The organism is Desulfobotulus alkaliphilus (assembly GCF_007830435.1).
In the GTDB taxonomy this organism is placed as follows: Bacteria; Desulfobacterota; Desulfobacteria; order Desulfobacterales; family ASO4-4; genus Desulfobotulus; species Desulfobotulus alkaliphilus.
In genome coordinates, this window is the sequence record NZ_VLLC01000019.1 from 1 (window position 1) to 16898 (window position 16898).

The window sequence follows — 16898 nt, forward strand, 5'->3', positions numbered from 1 at the left end:
AGTAACTTTTGAAGTTACTCAGAAGCAGCTCACGCCCTGCTAGGGCGTCTTGTCATAGAGTAACTTGTGCAGGATTCAAACTAATTTCGATCAGTGATGGATAATTGGTAATTTTTTAAGCTTTTGAATTAAAAGAACTAAATTCAAGTTACTCAGAAGTTACCTAAATGTTTGTAAAAGTTCCAAAGGAGTTCATCTGCCATGATTGCCGTTGTGCAGCGGGTCTGCTCCGCAGAAGTCCGCATTGATGACATTGTGGAAGGAAAAATAAGTCAGGGCCTTCTCATTCTGCTGGGCGTTGCCAAAGAAGACGATCTTGAAGACAGCATATTCCTTTCGGATAAAATTCTTCATTTAAGGATATTTGAAGATGAAGAAGGAAAAATGAACCGCTCCTTAATGGATATTGCAGGGGAAATCCTTGTGGTCTCCCAGTTTACCCTGCTGGCGGACTGCCGCAAAGGCCGCCGCCCTTCCTTTACGGATGCGGCAAAACCGGAAACGGCCATTCCCCTTTATCAGCATTTTGTGGAATCATGTAAAAAAAGGGGTCTCCGGGTTGAAACGGGCAGATTTCAGGCCCACATGGCCGTATCCCTGATCAATGACGGACCCGTCACACTCACCCTGGACAGCCGCATGCGCAGCAGATGAATACCGGATGCATGAGAAAGGATAAACCATGCGTTTTCTTTATATTCTGATACTTTTTTTTCTCTTTCTGCCCTCAGGTTCAGCTGCGGAAAGGCAGGGGGGACAAAAGGCGTGGATTCTGGAAACACCCGGAGGCGAGATTCTCAGTGCCACCAACCCCAATGCAACCATGACCCCTGCATCCATTCTTAAAATACTGACGTCCCTTTATGCCCTTGAAACACTGGGACCGGACTACCGCATTTCCACATCCATCAGCAAAGACAAAGAAAACTTTCTGGTCATAGGGGCCAGTGCAGATCCCCTGCTGACCTCCAATCCCATAAGAGACATGGTAAACCGTCTGGCAGCATCCACGCCTGAAAGAAATTTTCAGGGAATTATCATTGACATATCCAACTTTGAAAAAAAACTGCCCGTGGACGGCATCAACCCCCTTTCCCGGCGCAGCTACAACGCTCCCCTGACCCCCTTTGCCGTGAACTTCAACTCCGTGGCCTTTAAAACAGAAAAGGGCCATTTCATTTCCGCAGAAAACGAAACACCCCTTTTACCCATGGTTATGACTCCCGTCAGGGACTCACGCCTGGCATCGGGACGCATTGCCCTGCCCTCTGACAATGACTTTCCCATGCACTATGCCGCTGCCATGCTCCGTTACTTCCTTGAAGAAGCAGGCTTTACCTTTGAAAAAACTGAAACGGCTTTCCGGTACAGCGCCCCTGCAATTCCGGATATCCTGCTACTGACATATGCCTCACCCTTTACCGTTACGGACATCGTTCATCAGCTCATGGCCTTTTCCAACAATTATGTGGCCAACAAACTGCTGCTGGCAACGGCCCTGCAGGATGCCAGTCATACCGGCCCCTTAAGCCTCGAAAAGGCAGGAATCTATTTCTCTGATTATATTAAAAACAAGCTGGGCATAGAGGGCTTTGTGGTTGAGGAAGGGTCAGGACTATCAAGGAAAAACCAGATCACTGCCAGGGAAATGCTCAAAGCCCTTCACGCCTTCAGCCCCTATATGAGCCTGATGCGCAGGGAAAGCCAGGGCTGGTTTAAAACAGGCACCCTCTCCGATGTGAGAACACGGGCCGGTTATCTGAGGGGGCCCCATGGCTGGTACCCCTACGTTCTCATGACCCACGGAGAAAACGATGCCTATCCCCTCTACCTGAATATTTTAAGAAAAGAAGCCAGAACAGGCCGGAGCCTCAGCAGTTCCGGTTCCGGGATGGCGCCTGACAATCCGGCCAGAAATTAAGACAGGATCTGATTTCCAGAGGCTTTCAGCCATACGAACCTCAATCATGGAAATTGTATAATCAGATTTTACGCATGTTAGCGGGTGGGCACCCGTAAAGGGTGCCCCTACACAAAAAAGGGGCCGTAAAAACCATTCACAGGGGCAGGCCCAACGCCTGCACGGATCAGAAATTCTTTTTCTGCTCCCCTGCATCATCCTTGGGAAACGGCTCTTTTTTTCTGGGCTTATAAAACTGCCATTCCTTGTTCACAATGAGGCGGGCACCCCGGTTAAAGGTAAAATAGGCTCCTGCCCACTGAAGCACCACAAAGAGTCTGTTTTTAAAGCCCGTAAGAAAATAAATATGGATGAACAGCCATGTGATCCAGGCAAAAAAACCCGAAAAACGAATTTTGCCGGCTTCCACCACAGCCCGGCTTCTTCCGATGGTCGCCATCTGGCCCTTATCAAAATACTTAAAGTCCCTGCGGGGTTTTTCTGCGATATCACAAAGAATATTCCGTGCAATGTGCCGGCCCTGATGCAGGGCCACCGGAGCAACCCCGGACAGTGCCTCGGAAGCACCTTCCGGTATGAAAGCCGCCTGATCTCCCCCCACAAAAATTTCAGGGTGCCCTTCGATGCTCAGATCCTGTCTGACAGTAACACGCCCCAGCCAGTCCGTTTCCTGCCCCAGAGAACGATTGATTTCCGAGGCCTGTATGCCCGCAGCCCAGATCACGGTAGCCGCCTGTATGCGTTCCTTTCCAATGGTTACACCATCGGAATCCACCGCTTCAACCCGCTTGGATGTCCAGACCTGAACCCCCAGAGATTCCAGATCCCTTGTGGCCCTTGCCGAAAGATCCGGATGGTATGCAGGAAGAATCCGCTCACCAGCCTCCACCAGAATCACCCTTGTCAGTTTCGGATCAATATTCTTAAAATCTTTGGAAAAGGTGTAACGGCTCATCTCACCGATGGCCCCCGAAAGCTCCACCCCTGTTGTACCGCCTCCCACCACCACAAAGGTGAGCTGCTTCATTTTTTCTTCCACATTATCGGTGGATTCCGCTTTCTCAAAGGCATAAAGAATCCTTCGCCGGATTTCTGTGGCCTGCTCAATGGTTTTCAGCCCCGGAGCCAGTGGTTCCCATTCTTCGTTGCCAAAATAGGCATGCTGGGCACCACAGCCCAGAACAAGATAATCATAGCTGATGCTGCCAATGCTGGTTTCCACCTTCCCGGCACCGGCATCCACGGAGAGGGCTTCCGCCTGAAGAACACGCACATGGGGATAGCCGGAAAGAAGACTCCGGAGGGGGGCTGCAATTTCCGCAGGGCTGAGACCGGCCATGGCAACCTGATAGAGAAGGGGCTGAAAAAGGTGATAATTTCTTCGGTCAATCAGGGTTACCCGCACTTTGCCTGATTTTCCAAGGATCTTTGCCGCGTTGAGGCCGACAAAGCCTCCACCTACGATGAGTACATGTTTCATAAGAATTTTCACCCTCCACTTTCCAGGATACCGTTCAGAAAGCCCTGTATGTTTTTTCCTGTCTTTGGCAAAATCATCATATTTGTGTATTGTAATTCTGAAAGGACTTTTTGTCATCCAGAGACTTTCACAACAAAACAAAAAGCCCCGTACTTCCGTCAAAACACAAGCGGTCTTTCCAAAAGCCCTTTTTAAAAAAATGGTAATTATTCAGCACAGTTTATTCCGAACTGCCAATGCTCCAGTTACAGCAGCTTTGTACTGTTGCAAGGCTCCGTGGCTATTTGCAAGTGACATTGCAAATAGCCTGGGGCCTGTGCACCTGTCTTGCAGGTATGGTCTTCGGAAAACGGTGCTGAACAGTTACAAAAAATGATCCTATGGCTTCATCAAGAAAGGCTTTTAATGACAACTCCTTTTTTTTACCGGGACTGGATTGCCTGCCCGTCCTGCGACCGCCTACATATCCGGCCCCACCTTCTGCCCGGTCAGGTGGCGCTCTGTAAAAACTGCAGCACCCGCCTTACCGGAAGATGCCTGTACGGAACTGCCCTGCCGCTGGCCCTCTGCCTCACAGCCCTTGTGGCCTGGGTCATTGCCATGACCCTTCCTTTTATTGCCATCGGCTTTGGCGGACAGCACCAGACCATTTCCCTGCCCTCTGCCGTTATCATCCTGATCCAGCACCAGATGCTGCCCCTTGCCATCTTTACGGGGCTTCTTCTCATTGCTGCACCGCTGACTTCAATTCTGATTCTCGTTTACCTGCTTTTCTTTCTCTATCATAAAACCAAACCCCCCTTTTACCGTTTTATGCTCAAAGCCTTTTCCCGCATCCGGTTCTGGGATATGACCGATGTCTATCTTATCAGTATTCTTGTGGTTCTGGTAAAAGCCATGCATATGGCAGACATTCACCTGCTTCAGGGATTCTGGGCCTTCTGTATCCAGGTATTTTTCATCCGTTTTTCCTTTGCCACCATCCCCGTAAGGGATATGTGGCAAAGGCTGAGCCCCCCGGGTCTCCATCCTGCCCCTCTGCCGGGAAAACGGGCCATGGAAGCGGGCCTTGTTCCCTGCCATACCTGCACCCGCATCCACAGGGCAGGGCCAAAACGCTGCACCCGCTGTGCAAGCCCCCTGCATAACAGAATTCCCCAGAGCATCAACAGAACCCTTGCCCTGACCGCCACGGCCTTTATACTCTATATTCCGGCTAACCTCTATCCCATCATGATTACGGAAAATCTTGGAACCACCATATACAGTACCATCATTGGTGGGGTGATCCTCCTGTGGGAAACAAAGGCCTATGCCGTTGCCTCCATTGTTTTTTTTGCCAGCGTTTTTATTCCCCTGGCAAAACTGCTGGCCCTTCTCTGTCTCACAGGCAGCGTATATTTCCGGAAAAATAATTATCCAACAGATCTTGCAAAAATATATAAAATCACTGAATTCATAGGCAAATGGTCCATGGTGGATGTTTTTGTGGTCGCCACGCTGGCTGCCATGATACAGATGGGAAGCCTTGCCACCATACAGCCCGGCATTGCAGCCACAGCCTTTGCCGCCATGGTGGTGGTCACCCTCTTTGCCGCAGAAACCTTTGATCCCAGACTGCTCTGGGACGCAACGCTTCAGGGAAAAAACAACAATGAACGGTCATGACACAGAACTTCCTGAAATTACCATGGCGAAAAGCCGCTTCTGGATCTGGCTGATCCCCCTTGCGGCCATGCTGATGGGCGGCTGGCTCCTTTTCCAGCACTATGCCCAGCGCGGTGTTCTCATCACCGTCAGCTTTGAAACCGCATCCGGTCTGGTGGCAGGCAAAACCCAGCTCCGCTTCAAGGATCTCACCATCGGCACCGTGGAAAGCCTTGAGCTTTCTCAGGATCTTTCCCATATCATGGTGCATGTCCGTGTGGCGAGGGAGGTGCTGCCCTACCTTACCGAAGACAGCCGCTTCTGGGTCGTCCGTCCCCGCATCGACAGACAGGGCATATCCGGACTCAACACCCTTCTTTCAGGGGCCTACATTGCCATAGAACCGGGAAGCGGAAAACCGGCAACGGTCTTTACGGGCCTTGAAAATCCACCCATTACTCCTTCTGAAACACCGGGTCTTCGCATTCTCCTTGAAACGGATTCCGGCGGCATTGAAGTGGGCACCCCCGTCTATTTCAGAAAAATTCACGCAGGCACCGTGGAAGCCCGCACCATCCTCGGAAATCATGACAGAATTCTGCTCGATGTTTTCATAAAATCTCCCTACGATGCCCATGTTACCGCATCCAGCCGGTTCTGGCGGGACTCGGGCATTGATTTTTCCTTTGGTGCAGACGGTATAAGGTTTCAATCCGAATCCCTGGAATCCATGCTGGTGGGCGGGATCGCCTTTGATAACCCTGACCCTGCTGCCAGCTCTGCAAAAAACGAGGATGCCTTCCATCTTTTCCCCAGCTTCAGGGAAATCCGATCCAGATCCATGCAGATGGGGAAAAAATTTGTCCTCTACTTTGACAGCTCCATACGGGGTCTGAATCCCGGCGCTCCCGTGGATTATAAAGGGGTACAGATCGGTGAGGTTCTCAGTGTCAGGCTTTACTATGACAAGGACAGCGACAGTATCCAAATTCCCGTTAAAATATCCATTCTTCCGGAAATACTGATGGGCAACCACCATGCAAAGGCAGAAACACACCTTATGGAAATGCTGGAAAAGGGACTGAAGGCAAGGCTTGAAATGGGCAACATGCTCACAGGCCAGCTTTTTATCTCCATGGAAATGGACAGCGATAACCCTTCGGGAAAACTTTCCTATACAGAAGAAGGCCTTCCCGTCATCCCCACCCTCCCCCATCCCTTTACCCAGCTTGCGGGAAAAGCCATGGCCGTATTCGACCGCATTCAAAAGCTCCCCATGGAAGGCATTGCAGGCAATACCATTGCCACCATGAAAGAAGCACAGGCCCTGCTCAAAGGCCTGCAGGAAATTCCCGAAGACATCAAGCCCCTGCTGGCATACAGCCAGGAGGTTCTTGCTGCCATCCAGATGACCCTTGAAGGCCTCAATGAAGGCCTTGACGGAATGAAGCCGGGAAGCCCCCTGTACAGGGATCTGAGTCAGGCGGCAAGGGAGCTTGCGGAATCGGCGCGGGCCATCCGTATCCTTGCTGAAAGCATAGAAGCCAGACCGGATACCCTGATCTACGGCAAGTAAAAGGAGAAAACCATGGCAGCAAAAACAATCCATCTCTTCATAAAAACAGCATATTCCGTTTTTTTAAAGAACAGGGCAGCCGGATGCCTGATTCCTGTACTTCTGATTCCCATGATTCCCTTATTATCCGGATGTACGGCAACACCCCAGCCAAGGATCTATCATCTGGGCATCAGTGAGCCGCCTGTACAGAAAAATGAAAGAACGCACATTCTGGTCATAGAAACCACAAGCCTGCCCAGACACCTTGACAGGCCGCAGCTTGTTACCAGAAACTCAGAAACGGAAATCATCATCCATGAACGTGACAGATGGGCCGCCCCGCTGGACCGACTGTTCCGGGAGTCCCTGTCGGCAAGACTGGACAGGGGGCTTCCGGGCTTCCGCGTAATTCCTGTAGATATCAGCAATGTCTATGCAGGGGGTGAGCTGCGCATACGCATACAGATCCTTGATTTTTCATCGGACATAAAAGGAAATATCCGGCTTGCCGGTATCTTTGGCTTTGTGCACAAAACAAAAGAAGAGAAAGAAAAATCCTTTGATTTTAATGTAATGGCAGAAAACACCAGCCCGGCCGCCCTCATCGCTGCCCATGGTAAGGCCTTGGATATGCTTGCAGAAAAAATCATGGAACAGGTACATCCTTAAGTTTTTTCTTGACAGCCCGAAAACTTAATAGTAATCATTACTAGAAACTTGACGGGGAAGCCCTTCAGGGGCAGTTACTGCAAGGAGTGGTGTTTTGGAAAAAAAAACAGAAAATAAACTGGGTGCCATCCGCCTCAGTCCCCAAAGACGCCTTATCCTTGAAGAGGTGATGGGTACAAAAAAACATCCCACAGCAGATGTAATTTACAGGAATGTAAAACACAAACTGCCAAACATCAGCCTTGGAACCGTGTACCGTAACCTTGAAAGCTTAAGTGAGAATGGCTATATTCAAAGAATTGATACGGGAACAGGACCGAGACGCTACGATGGAGACACAAGGCCCCATGCACATATACGATGCACATCCTGTGACAGTCTGGAAGATCTCCCGGAAAAAAATCTTTTGGAAAAATTTCTTTTGCGGGAACTGAAAACAGACTATTATATACAGGAAGTCATTATTGAGATCAGGGGTTTATGTCCGGAATGTCAGCAATCAGATATTCCCGAAGACATCAGGCAAAATCCCCTTCAAGTGGAACCATAAGTAAAATGAACCTTCAATTTATCAAAGGAGCGATGACGAATGAAGTCCATCAAAGGAACACAGACTGAAAAAAACCTTCTGACAGCTTTTGCAGGTGAATCCCAGGCAAGAAACCGCTACACCTATTTTGCAGCACAGGCCAAAAAAGAAGGCTATGTACAGATTGCCGCCATTTTTGAAGAAACGGCCAATCAGGAAAAGGAACATGCCAAACGCTTCTTCAAGTTCCTTGAAGGCGGAGAGGTGGAAGTCCGCTGGAATTTCCCGGCCGGTGTCATCGGAAACACCCTTGAAAACCTCAAGGCAGCCGCTCAGGGCGAATACGAGGAATTCACCTCCATGTATCCCGGATATGCCAAAGTTGCCCGTGAGGAAGGTTTTGAAGCCATTGCCATCGTCTTTGAGAAAATCTGTATCGCCGAAGAGCACCACGAAAACCGCTACAAGGCCCTTGCCGCCAACATCGAGGCCGGACGGGTTTTCAAAAGGGAAGCAGATACAACCTGGGCCTGCCGCAACTGCGGTTATGTGCATACGGGCGACAAGGCCCCAGATATGTGCCCTGCCTGTGCCCATCCTCAGGCACATTTTGAGCTGAAACCCACCAACTATTAAGCCTTATGATTCGATCCGAAAATCTCTGAAAGTGAGATGATGGCTGAAGGATAGAACAAAGCAAAAGCCTCCTGATATCAGGGGGCTTTTCTTTTCTGCTCCATGACAGGCATGCGAAGATGGGGCTTTAAAAGCTGCCAGCAGACAAAGCACCCTGCCCCGCTGCATGCAGCCAGGGTACCAATGACCTGCATTTTATTCTTCCAGTCCAGGGAGATAAAGAACATGGAAAAGGCTCCCATGACAAAATAGATAAAAATCAGAATGGAAGAAGCACTGCCCGTATCCACATCCACCTGCTCCAGGGCAATATTATTGGAGGGTGGACGGCTTAAACCAATGCAGAAGGTAATGAGCGCCATGGGAAGGGCCATCTGCATGGCTCCGGGCAGGGGCAGAAAAACCATGGCAGCACCACCAATAAAAATTCCGCAGAACCCGATACTCATCAGACGCATCCCGCCAGCCTTCCGGACCAGCCGTGAACAGCAGAAAGAACCTACCATGAAACAGAAAGCATTGGCACCAAACAAAAACCCGAACTGGCTCTCGGAAAGCCCGAGAGTGCTGATATAAATATCCGATGAACCACCGATAAAGGCAAAAAGGGGAAGCCCCACAAGGGAAATGACCATCACGACACGCAAAAAACGACGGTTTCTCACCACGCCCAGATAACGGCGCATGAAAGAAACCTGAACCCCCGTTTTTTGCAGAGACTCCTGCATCATGGCGACGCCTCCCAAGGAAACCAATCCGAGAATCCCCTGGGAAACAAAAATCCATGGCCATGAAAACCGGATCATGATCAGCCCGCCGATCACAGGGGCGATCATGGGGGCCAGTGCGGTAATGATGGCCACATGGGCCATGGCCTGCTCCCGCCTCTGTCCGGGAATACGGTCTTTGATGATGGCCAGAGCAATGGCAGATGCGGCTGCCGCACCGGAAGCCTGAAGCACCCGGTAGACAATCAGATGATAGATGGAAGGCGCCACAGCACAAAGAAAGGAGGCCGCCACATAAATGGCAATGCCTGCCATGAGGGGCGGTTTCCGGCCAAAACGGTCGGAAAGGGGACCGTAAACCAGAAGAAAAAAACAATAGGTAACAAAAAAAGCAACAAGGGTCAGATTGACAATGCTCAGGGGCTGATTCCACTGGGCCTGCAGGGTGGGAAGGGCCGGAAGGTACATATCCGTGGCCAACGGAGGAAATGCCGATAAAAGGGCAATCAGGGCGATGATACGCCCAAAACCATCTTTTTTCATGGCAGAGGACCAAGGAAATTGCGAATACCCGTAAAAATAATCTGGGCCGCAATGGAAGCAACAAAAAGGCCTGTCAGTTTGGTCAGTATGGAAAGCCCGAGGCGCCCAAGGATACGCTCCACCCCTCCTGCAGACCAGAGCAGGGCTCCAACGGAAAGTGCCGCAGCCGTGAGGGACATGCAGGCGGTAACTTTTTCCGTCAGCGTTTCATATCCTGTTCCCATGACAAGAAGGGCACCAATGGTTCCCGGACCAACGGTGATGGGTATGGCCAGGGGGACAACGGAAAAATCCCCTTCATTTACAGGAGAGGGGGTACCGGGAGCCGGTCCCCGCACAAGGGTAACGGCGGAAAGAAAAAGAATGGCACCGGCTCCAATGCGGAAGGCATCTATGGTGATTCCAAATACAAGAAAAATATAGTGGCCAAAGAAAAAAAGTACAAAGGATGCCACAAGAACAGCAATGGTGACCTTGCTGGCAATTTTTCTGCGCTCACTTTTCCCCATACCCGCTGTCATGGAAAGAAAGACGGAAAGGACAAAAAAGGGCGTCAGCAATAAGAATATTTTGAGGTAAAGATGGACAAAAGTCTGCAGCATGGTACTCCGTGGGGAAACAATCTGATGGTCGCATATGGTCTGCTGAGTGTATCTGGATGATAAAAAACAAAGCGTATGGGCAGACCTTCAGCCTGCCCATATTAAAAAAACAGCCCCTCCCTCAGGTTTTCAGGAGATTATTTTTTCAAGTTTTTCGGCAATGGCCTCTGCCGTAAAGGGTTTTACCACATAATTGGAAACACCCGCCTGTACAGCTTCAACCACATTCTGTTTCTGTGCCTCCGCCGTAACCATCAGAAAGGGAATATTTTTATAGGAAGGATCGGAGCGGACCTTTTTAAGCAGCTCAAGGCCGGTCATCTTGGGCATGTTCCAGTCTGAAATAATCAGGTCAAAGCTGTTCTTTGAAAGGGCTTCAAGGGCTGTTGTGCCGTCATCGGCTTCGGTTATATTGGTGAAGCCAAGCTGCTTGAGAATGTTTTTCAGTATGCGCCGCATGGTGGCGAAATCATCTACCACAAGGATTTTAATTGAAACATCCATAGTCTTTCAATCCCTTCTGATTCCCGCAGAATTTCATAATGACGGGACAATGATATAAGTGCAAACCGATTCGGATACAGGTATCGACAATCCCGGGAGAAACCCACTGCAGCCTTGTTGCAATGCCACAGTACAAGGGATTTAATCCACAGAAATGATAATTATAGCAAGTGTAATTTTTTGGCAAGCATCTTTGCTTGTCCTCTGGTAACTGTTCAGCACAGTTTTCCAGGTACCATAGCTGCAAGACAGATGCACAGGCTCCAGGCTATTTGCCCGTGACGCAATCTTATTCGGGAGCTTCTTGCCCTGTGCGGAAGCGGCAAAAACTCCCCGCCACAGGCAGGATAAGTTTTTTATTACCATGGCAGGCCTTGGTACGCTGCCTTTGTGGCGGCTCAGACAGTTTGCCGCTTCTTATTAGCACTCCGGCACTCAAGCCTGAAAAGGCTGCATCGTTTACATGACGAGCTTTGGTTTTAGAGCTTGAGTGCCGGACAAAGCTCTGATCCGAAACGATTGCAATGTCACCTGCAAATTGCCACGGAGCCTTGCAACAGTACGAAGCTGCTGCAATTACAGCATTGGCAGTTCGAAATAAACTGTGCTGAATAATTACGTCCGCTGAAAGGAGGCCTTGAAAAGACAGGGTTCTCTCCATGGCAGACGGGGTAAACACCAAAGATACACCTGGGAGCATCCATCCAAAAACCCGACTTAAAAAAAAGAAACGGCGGAAGCCATAAAGGTTCTTCCACCGTTCTGAAATTCGGCTCAAAGTGGGCGAGCCATACAGGCAGGGTAATGATGGGACTCACTCCGTGAGATTGTAGATATGACGTTATGGCAGGTTATTTCTGATCCGGAATATGCCTGTAAAAGGGCGAATCTGGATTCTTTTTTCATTTGCAACATAAAAAAACGGGCAGATTGCAAAGTCTGCATGCTGATATGCAAATCTGGTCGGGAAGACTGGATTCGAACCAGCGACCCCAGCGTCCCGAACGCTGTGCTCTACCAGACTGAGCCACTTCCCGACAACAAGCGCAACCCTTACATGATAAAAAAAAGCCTGTCAATAATTTTTATGACTGTTTTCTGGCCGAAAATCAGCGATTTTATACTCCGCTCGGTCATTTTTGAAACAAAATGATGAACATTTTGGTTTTATTACTTTCTTCCCTCACCCCGGCACTCAGGCCAACAGTCTTCAGTGCATTGGATAAGTCCAGTTTTTGGCCTGTGTGCCGGGCAAGGCCCCGGCCCCTCTCCCGGAGGGAGAGGGGAGAAAAACAGCCATCCTCAAGGCTCCCTCTCCCCTTGGGTGGTGGCTGAGGTTCTCGAAGCCAGAGGGTTGGGGTGAGGGTCTCATTAAAAAAATCAGAATAACAATCCAATTTTCAAATGCTTCACAGATGGCCATCTAAAGTATACATAGCCCGGAAATGGAATCAGCCAATGGTATTTTTGATGATACCGATCAGTTTTTCCGGATCAAAGGGTTTGTCCAGATAAGCAATGGCCTTGTTAATGGAAAGATGCCGACTCTGCATCCCGGAAATCACAATAACCGGAATTTTTGCAAACTCAGGATTCTTTGTCATACGGCGGTAAAACCTTGGCCCCCATTCATCGGGCATTTCCAGATCCAGAGTAATGAGATCCGGTTTTTCCTTTTCCAGAAGCTCAGAAGCCTCCGGTCCAGATGCCGCACCACAGGCCTCATATCCGTTATCATTGAACACATTCATCAGATATTTACGGATAATGGGGTCATCATCCACCACCATGATTTTTTTACGCATGCCCTACCTCCTCCAGTGGGATACAATGTCCGGGGCAATGATATCTTATGCCCGAAACCATCTGCCAGACCCATAAAAATATTCAGCCCCGGACAACATACACTCTTCCCTTCCCTGCCATTAAACACAGGGTCAGGGCTTTACATGGCACCCTGCACAGGTAACAGGACCGGCCTGCTGTTCTATGTGACAACTGCGACACTGCTGGTGATAGGCTTCTATCAGTGGCAGGGTATCCCCGCCCGACCCCATATGACACTCTGAGCAGCTCAATCCTTCCGAAGACTGGAATTCGATCAGGACACCATCTTCATAATAATGGTGGCAGGTGGCACAGTCCATGACACCCGGAGCATCCATGTGCATATCATGGTCAAAGGCTACAGTTCCACGGGTTTTCCGCTCAAAGGCCGGGTCCGTCACCGTTCCCTCATCAATACCGGAAAAGGCATTCAGAGAAAATACAATCAGGCCAAGGATGCCAAGAACAGATAGAAAAGCAAGGGATTTTTTAAGCATATGCACTCCTTCATGTCTCATTCTGGCTTCTCCATGACTTCATAGATGATATCACCGAAAAACTTCAGCTCCATTTCCACGCCATAATGGTGAATGATGTCTTCAAGACCTCCATGGCAGTTATGACAGGGAGCAATGACCACCTCCGCTCCCATGGCCTTGGCATCAAAAAGCTGCTTGGCCTTCACGGAATTGGCTTCCACCCGCTTATCTTTAAAGGGAGGACCACAGTTGATGATCCCGCCTCCGGCATTGCAGCAGATATTGTGCTCCCGGTTGGGGGTCATTTCCACCACAGTATCGCAGAGGGCGTGGGCCAGCTCCCTTGCCTTTTCATAAAGTCCCATGCCCCTTGCTATGTTGCAGGGATCATGCAGAGTAATGGGCTGGGCGAATTTTTTTGCAATCCGGATCTTTCCGTTACAGACAAGATCATGATAAAAATCAACGGCATGGATAACGGGAATGGGCGGCATTTTAAAGCCCAGCCAGCGGTTGCCCACATCATATACGGAACGGAAGGCGTGACCGCACTCTCCCATGACTATTTTTTTCACCCGGAGTTTTGCGGCAGCTTCAAAATGGGCCCTTTTGATACGGCCCATCATTTCATTGTCTCCGCTGAACATGCAGAGATCCGAATTATCCCAGCCCGGAGAACCGGGCATGGTCCAGTCTGAACCTGCGGCCTCAAAGATCACGGCTGCCTGATAAATGAGCTGGGCACGGAACTTAGGCTCCGGACCAATGACGGAATAGAAGATATCCGCACCTTCCTTATCCACGGGAATGCGGATATCCGGCACCTCATCCCTGGCCTCCTCTTCCTGCCAGAAAAGGGTATCCACCCACTCATCCCCGTTAATCCACATCTGATTGAAATGCACGGACTGGCTGTGGGCCGTATCCTGCATATAACGGGGAACCACGCCAAGGAGATGACAGATGCGGCGCACAAGGGTCATGAGGTACCCCACATCAATACCAAAGGGACAGTACAGCACACATTTTTTACAAAGATTGCACTCGCTGTAGGCCACCATGGCCGCTTCCCTGATAAAATCGGTAGAAACCTTCCCTTTTTTTTGCATCATCACACCGATGGTCCGCTTCACCTTGCCCGCAGGAGAAAGTTTCGGATCCCGGTTCATGGAGACAAAATGGTGGCAGGCATCGGAGCAGAGACCGCAGTGTACACAGGTCCTTGCATAGGTTTTCAGACGTGCTCCTGCCTCACGGTTCAGCACCCGCTGAATAACGGACTCAATCCGTTCCGGCGTGAGGCGTGCAAGGCCCGCCTCAATGCCGTCATCCACAATACTGTTTTTTACCTTTACCGTCTGCTGTGTCATGGCGCCTCCCTTACCAGTCCCGGGCATGGCGGATGCCGCCGAATTCAGAGCCCATATAACCGCGAGTCATAAAAAATAAAACCATATGCCCCAGCCGCGTAAAGGGGATGGCCACCAGAAGGACTTCTCCTGAAAGCATATGGAGAAGGGTAACCCATTCAGCGGCCCACCATCCCTTATAGGCCCAGATCCCCGTGAAAAAAGGAAGGGCTACCATAAAGAGAATCAGATAATCCGAAGGGGTTGTGAGGTATCGCACCTCGGGCAGTATCAGTCGCCGGCCCAGAAAAAAAACCAGGGCAAGGAGCACGGCCCAGCTCATCCATTCCACAAAAACATCCGGCAGGGTGGGCCATGAAAGCCCAAAGGCTTCATAAACCATGAGCATATGGGCAAAAATGAAAAAGGGCATCACAACCATGCCCAGGTGAAAAATGAAGGTCACCAGGGTCATAATGGGATGACGCCGCATATTCACGGTGGCATAGGGCGTAAGCCATCTGAAAATGGAACGCAGGGCATAGCGGGGATGGAAATACTCAATGACCATCCGGTCCGATGCCGTCTGCCGTACCGCCATAACAATGCGGTACACACAGCCAAGGACAAAGCCTGTGATCGCCAGCACAGCCAGAGGACCGGCAATAATGGCATAAAGGGTCTGCAGGGTCATGGAACCTCCTTTATCAAGTTCCGGGAGCGGTTTTTAAAGTACCTGGTCCCGACATTTTCAGCGATTAAACGAAAATGCAGTCTTTCGTTCACACATGACTCAGCCGATTTCCAGCACTTCCCGGAAGACCTTGCCCGCAAGGTCCCCTTCACCGCCCACACCACGGATCAGCACCCGCCTTCCATCCGGACTGAATACCGGGTCCCATGCAAAATCAAGACCTGAAACCACGGCTTTTCCATTCACATAAACAGCATAACGGCCTTTATCCCGGACACGGCACCCCACATGGGCACTGTCCGGAGAAAAAACCGGTGCCCATATCTGCTCAAAACCATGATCCCAGACCTTATCATCACAGGCAAGGGTCCAGGCATTCCCGTTTTTACCCGTGCATGCCAGACGCCTGCCATCCGGACTGAAAACAGGATCCATCACCATATCCCCGAAGCGCAGTCCCCAGACCCTGTCATCCGCCACCAGTGTCCACTTGCCAAACTCCGGGGCACAAACACCTGCCACATTTCCGGATACGGGATCTGTCACCAGTTGCCAGAGCTGGGCAAAGGTCCGGGACCACAGGGGGCTGCCATCCGCCACAAGTTGCCATTTGCCTCCGGATCTCGCCGGTACAGCCACCCTGCCATCCTTCAGAAAAAGGGGCTCCCATAAACCGTCAAAACGCTGGTTCCAACTTTTTCCGTCCACAACCACCGTATAATCATAGAGGCTGGACCGGGCCGCTGCAACCACGTGAAGACCGTCTGCCGAAAAGCGGACATCCCAGAGATTTACAAAATTCTGGTGCCAGGTTTCTCCATTCACGGCAACGGTAAAACAGCCGCTCTGGAACTTTTCAATATCCCCCTCCTGCAGGGCGACGGTCTGCACCACAGCGGCAAGCCGATCTCCGGCCGGTGCCATGGCAAGATCATTGATGGCAAAAAATGTTTTTTCCCAGATTATTCCGTCCAGTACCCCAGCATACTGCCGCCCCTGCTGCACAGATGCGGCCATATGCCTGCCATCAGAGCTCTGCATGGGAGTCCATAAAAAATCAAAACTCTCTTCCCAGACCTCATCATCCACAGCCATGGACCAGGCACCCATTTCTGCAACCAGTGCGGAAAGACGATGGTCTGCGCCATAGCGCAGCTTCCAGATCTTGTCCCAGCGGCCTTCCCAAAGCCCTTCTGAAGAAACAATGGAAAATTCCGCCTCATCCGTGCGGACAATGGCAGCAGCCCCTTCACCATCGGGCCTGATAACAGGCACCTCCACATAACCATACGCTTTTTTCCACTGGTTCAGATCGGCTACAATACGGCGCCCTGTCTGCCAGTCCCATTCTGCTTTCATCATTGTTTTCTGCTTCATCGGCGCATCTCCTCAGAAATACGATGGGTTCAAAAAACCATCGGCTGGATTGGAATGCAGAACACACCGCTTTCGGTACATCCGCAGACGCCACTCGTAATCCAGAAGATTAATAGCAAATAGCGGGCCACAAAGGCCCTGAAGGGGATAGTTTAAAAAATAAAACCCGGATTTTACACGAAAGGAAAGAAGTCAGTGGCAACACTCAGCAAAAAATTCCACACCTGAAGACTTTTCAGTGCCATACATAACTGAAACGCACCATAGGGCCAGGTTCTTAAAAAACAACGACAGCAAAAAGGCTGGTTTTCCGGACAAAAACAAGAAAAGTCCTGTTTTCAGGACACAGAAAAAA

The 16898-nt window shown here is 50.3% G+C and carries 16 protein-coding genes and 1 tRNA gene; 7 read left to right on the forward strand and 10 right to left on the reverse strand.

Translation table 11 applies throughout. From position 1 onward, the window contains the following. The first annotated feature begins 201 nt into the window (after window positions 1–201). Both dtd and LZ24_RS11555 read left to right on the forward strand, forming a co-directional pair. Window positions 202–654 carry a D-aminoacyl-tRNA deacylase gene (gene dtd, locus LZ24_RS11550; RefSeq protein ID WP_144685463.1) on the forward strand — a complete coding sequence of 151 codons (453 nt, stop codon included), beginning with the start codon at window positions 202–204 and terminating at the stop codon, window positions 652–654. Window positions 655–682: 28 nt separating this feature from the next. After that, window positions 683–1921, forward strand: coding sequence for a D-alanyl-D-alanine carboxypeptidase (locus tag LZ24_RS11555; RefSeq protein ID WP_144685464.1), 1239 nt, complete (start codon window positions 683–685; stop codon window positions 1919–1921). 166 nt (window positions 1922–2087) lie between these two features. Here the strand turns inward: LZ24_RS11555 and LZ24_RS11560 are convergent, their stop codons facing one another. Continuing rightward, window positions 2088–3401, reverse strand: a complete 1314-nt coding sequence (locus LZ24_RS11560) for an NAD(P)/FAD-dependent oxidoreductase (protein WP_144685465.1) — start codon at window positions 3399–3401, stop codon at window positions 2088–2090. Window positions 3402–3806: 405 nt separating this feature from the next. Between LZ24_RS11560 and LZ24_RS11565 the strand changes: the two genes are divergently transcribed. The 5 genes from LZ24_RS11565 to rbr all read left to right on the forward strand — a co-directional run bounded on the left by LZ24_RS11565 (window position 3807) and on the right by rbr (window position 8440). Next, window positions 3807–5069, forward strand: a complete 1263-nt coding sequence (locus LZ24_RS11565) for a PqiA/YebS family transporter subunit (RefSeq protein ID WP_186443097.1) — start codon at window positions 3807–3809, stop codon at window positions 5067–5069. Continuing rightward, the gene (locus LZ24_RS11570; RefSeq protein WP_144685467.1) at window positions 5056–6624 is read left to right on the forward strand and encodes a PqiB family protein; all 1569 of its coding nucleotides are present in this window, start codon (window positions 5056–5058) and stop codon (window positions 6622–6624) included. Before LZ24_RS11565 ends, LZ24_RS11570 begins: the two co-directional genes overlap by 14 nt. A 12-nt stretch (window positions 6625–6636) precedes the next feature. Beyond that, window positions 6637–7275 carry a PqiC family protein gene (locus LZ24_RS11575; RefSeq protein WP_144685468.1) on the forward strand — a complete coding sequence of 213 codons (639 nt, stop codon included), beginning with the start codon at window positions 6637–6639 and terminating at the stop codon, window positions 7273–7275. A 94-nt stretch (window positions 7276–7369) separates the two neighbouring features. Beyond that, window positions 7370–7825 carry a Fur family transcriptional regulator gene (locus LZ24_RS11580; RefSeq protein ID WP_222427620.1) on the forward strand — a complete coding sequence of 152 codons (456 nt, stop codon included), beginning with the start codon at window positions 7370–7372 and terminating at the stop codon, window positions 7823–7825. A 39-nt stretch (window positions 7826–7864) separates the two neighbouring features. Then, complete coding sequence (gene rbr, locus LZ24_RS11585) at window positions 7865–8440, forward strand: rubrerythrin (RefSeq protein ID WP_144685469.1); 576 nt, start codon at window positions 7865–7867, stop codon at window positions 8438–8440. 77 nt (window positions 8441–8517) lie between these two features. Here rbr and LZ24_RS11590 read toward each other — a convergent pair whose 3' ends face one another. From LZ24_RS11590 to tmcD, 9 genes are all read right to left on the reverse strand, one after another. Beyond that, window positions 8518–9711 (reverse strand): multidrug effflux MFS transporter, encoded by a 1194-nt coding sequence (locus LZ24_RS11590; RefSeq protein WP_144685470.1) that lies wholly within the window; start codon window positions 9709–9711, stop codon window positions 8518–8520. Beyond that, window positions 9708–10313: a MarC family protein gene (locus LZ24_RS11595; RefSeq protein ID WP_144685471.1), complete on the reverse strand. Its 606-nt coding sequence runs from the start codon at window positions 10311–10313 to the stop codon at window positions 9708–9710. Before LZ24_RS11595 ends, LZ24_RS11590 begins: the two co-directional genes overlap by 4 nt. Before the next feature lie 129 nt (window positions 10314–10442). Next, a complete protein-coding gene (locus LZ24_RS11600) occupies window positions 10443–10817 on the reverse strand; it encodes a chemotaxis response regulator CheY (protein ID WP_144685472.1) in 375 nt (124 codons plus the stop codon). Window positions 10818–11777: 960 nt separating this feature from the next. Further along, window positions 11778–11854 (reverse strand) — tRNA-Pro (locus LZ24_RS11605). Between the two features lie 414 nt (window positions 11855–12268). Beyond that, window positions 12269–12622, reverse strand: a complete 354-nt coding sequence (gene divK, locus LZ24_RS11610; RefSeq protein WP_144685473.1) for a DVU0259 family response regulator domain-containing protein — start codon at window positions 12620–12622, stop codon at window positions 12269–12271. A gap of 132 nt (window positions 12623–12754) precedes the next feature. Then, complete coding sequence (gene tmcA, locus LZ24_RS11615) at window positions 12755–13141, reverse strand: acidic tetraheme cytochrome c3 TmcA (protein ID WP_186443098.1); 387 nt, start codon at window positions 13139–13141, stop codon at window positions 12755–12757. 17 nt (window positions 13142–13158) lie between these two features. Beyond that, window positions 13159–14493, reverse strand: coding sequence for an electron transfer complex ferredoxin TmcB (gene tmcB / locus LZ24_RS11620; protein ID WP_144685475.1), 1335 nt, complete (start codon window positions 14491–14493; stop codon window positions 13159–13161). A gap of 10 nt (window positions 14494–14503) precedes the next feature. Then, window positions 14504–15166, reverse strand: coding sequence for a TmcC family electron transfer complex membrane anchor subunit (gene tmcC, locus LZ24_RS11625; RefSeq protein ID WP_246118588.1), 663 nt, complete (start codon window positions 15164–15166; stop codon window positions 14504–14506). Between the two features lie 99 nt (window positions 15167–15265). Next, the gene (tmcD, locus tag LZ24_RS11630) at window positions 15266–16543 is read right to left on the reverse strand and encodes an electron transfer complex subunit TmcD (RefSeq protein WP_144685476.1); all 1278 of its coding nucleotides are present in this window, start codon (window positions 16541–16543) and stop codon (window positions 15266–15268) included. Window positions 16544–16898: the final 355 nt, after the last annotated feature.

Bases quoted from the DNA above. Each gene is read 5' to 3' on its own strand.
- divK (WP_144685473.1), bottom strand. From the start codon at position 12,622: ATGCGTAAAAAAATCATGGTGGTGGATGATGACCCCATTATCCGTAAA.
- rbr (WP_144685469.1), top strand. From the start codon at position 7,865: ATGAAGTCCATCAAAGGAACACAGACTGAAAAAAACCTTCTGACAGCT.
- LZ24_RS11565 (WP_186443097.1), top strand. From the start codon at position 3,807: ATGACAACTCCTTTTTTTTACCGGGACTGGATTGCCTGCCCGTCCTGC.
- LZ24_RS11575 (WP_144685468.1), top strand. From the start codon at position 6,637: ATGGCAGCAAAAACAATCCATCTCTTCATAAAAACAGCATATTCCGTT.
- LZ24_RS11600 (WP_144685472.1), bottom strand. From the start codon at position 10,817: ATGGATGTTTCAATTAAAATCCTTGTGGTAGATGATTTCGCCACCATG.
- LZ24_RS11595 (WP_144685471.1), bottom strand. From the start codon at position 10,313: ATGCTGCAGACTTTTGTCCATCTTTACCTCAAAATATTCTTATTGCTG.
- tmcB (WP_144685475.1), bottom strand. From the start codon at position 14,493: ATGACACAGCAGACGGTAAAGGTAAAAAACAGTATTGTGGATGACGGC.
- LZ24_RS11560 (WP_144685465.1), bottom strand. From the start codon at position 3,401: ATGAAACATGTACTCATCGTAGGTGGAGGCTTTGTCGGCCTCAACGCG.
- LZ24_RS11555 (WP_144685464.1), top strand. From the start codon at position 683: ATGCGTTTTCTTTATATTCTGATACTTTTTTTTCTCTTTCTGCCCTCA.
- tmcC (WP_246118588.1), bottom strand. From the start codon at position 15,166: ATGACCCTGCAGACCCTTTATGCCATTATTGCCGGTCCTCTGGCTGTG.
- tmcA (WP_186443098.1), bottom strand. From the start codon at position 13,141: ATGCTTAAAAAATCCCTTGCTTTTCTATCTGTTCTTGGCATCCTTGGC.
- LZ24_RS11590 (WP_144685470.1), bottom strand. From the start codon at position 9,711: ATGAAAAAAGATGGTTTTGGGCGTATCATCGCCCTGATTGCCCTTTTA.
- tmcD (WP_144685476.1), bottom strand. From the start codon at position 16,543: ATGAAGCAGAAAACAATGATGAAAGCAGAATGGGACTGGCAGACAGGG.
- dtd (WP_144685463.1), top strand. From the start codon at position 202: ATGATTGCCGTTGTGCAGCGGGTCTGCTCCGCAGAAGTCCGCATTGAT.
- LZ24_RS11570 (WP_144685467.1), top strand. From the start codon at position 5,056: ATGAACGGTCATGACACAGAACTTCCTGAAATTACCATGGCGAAAAGC.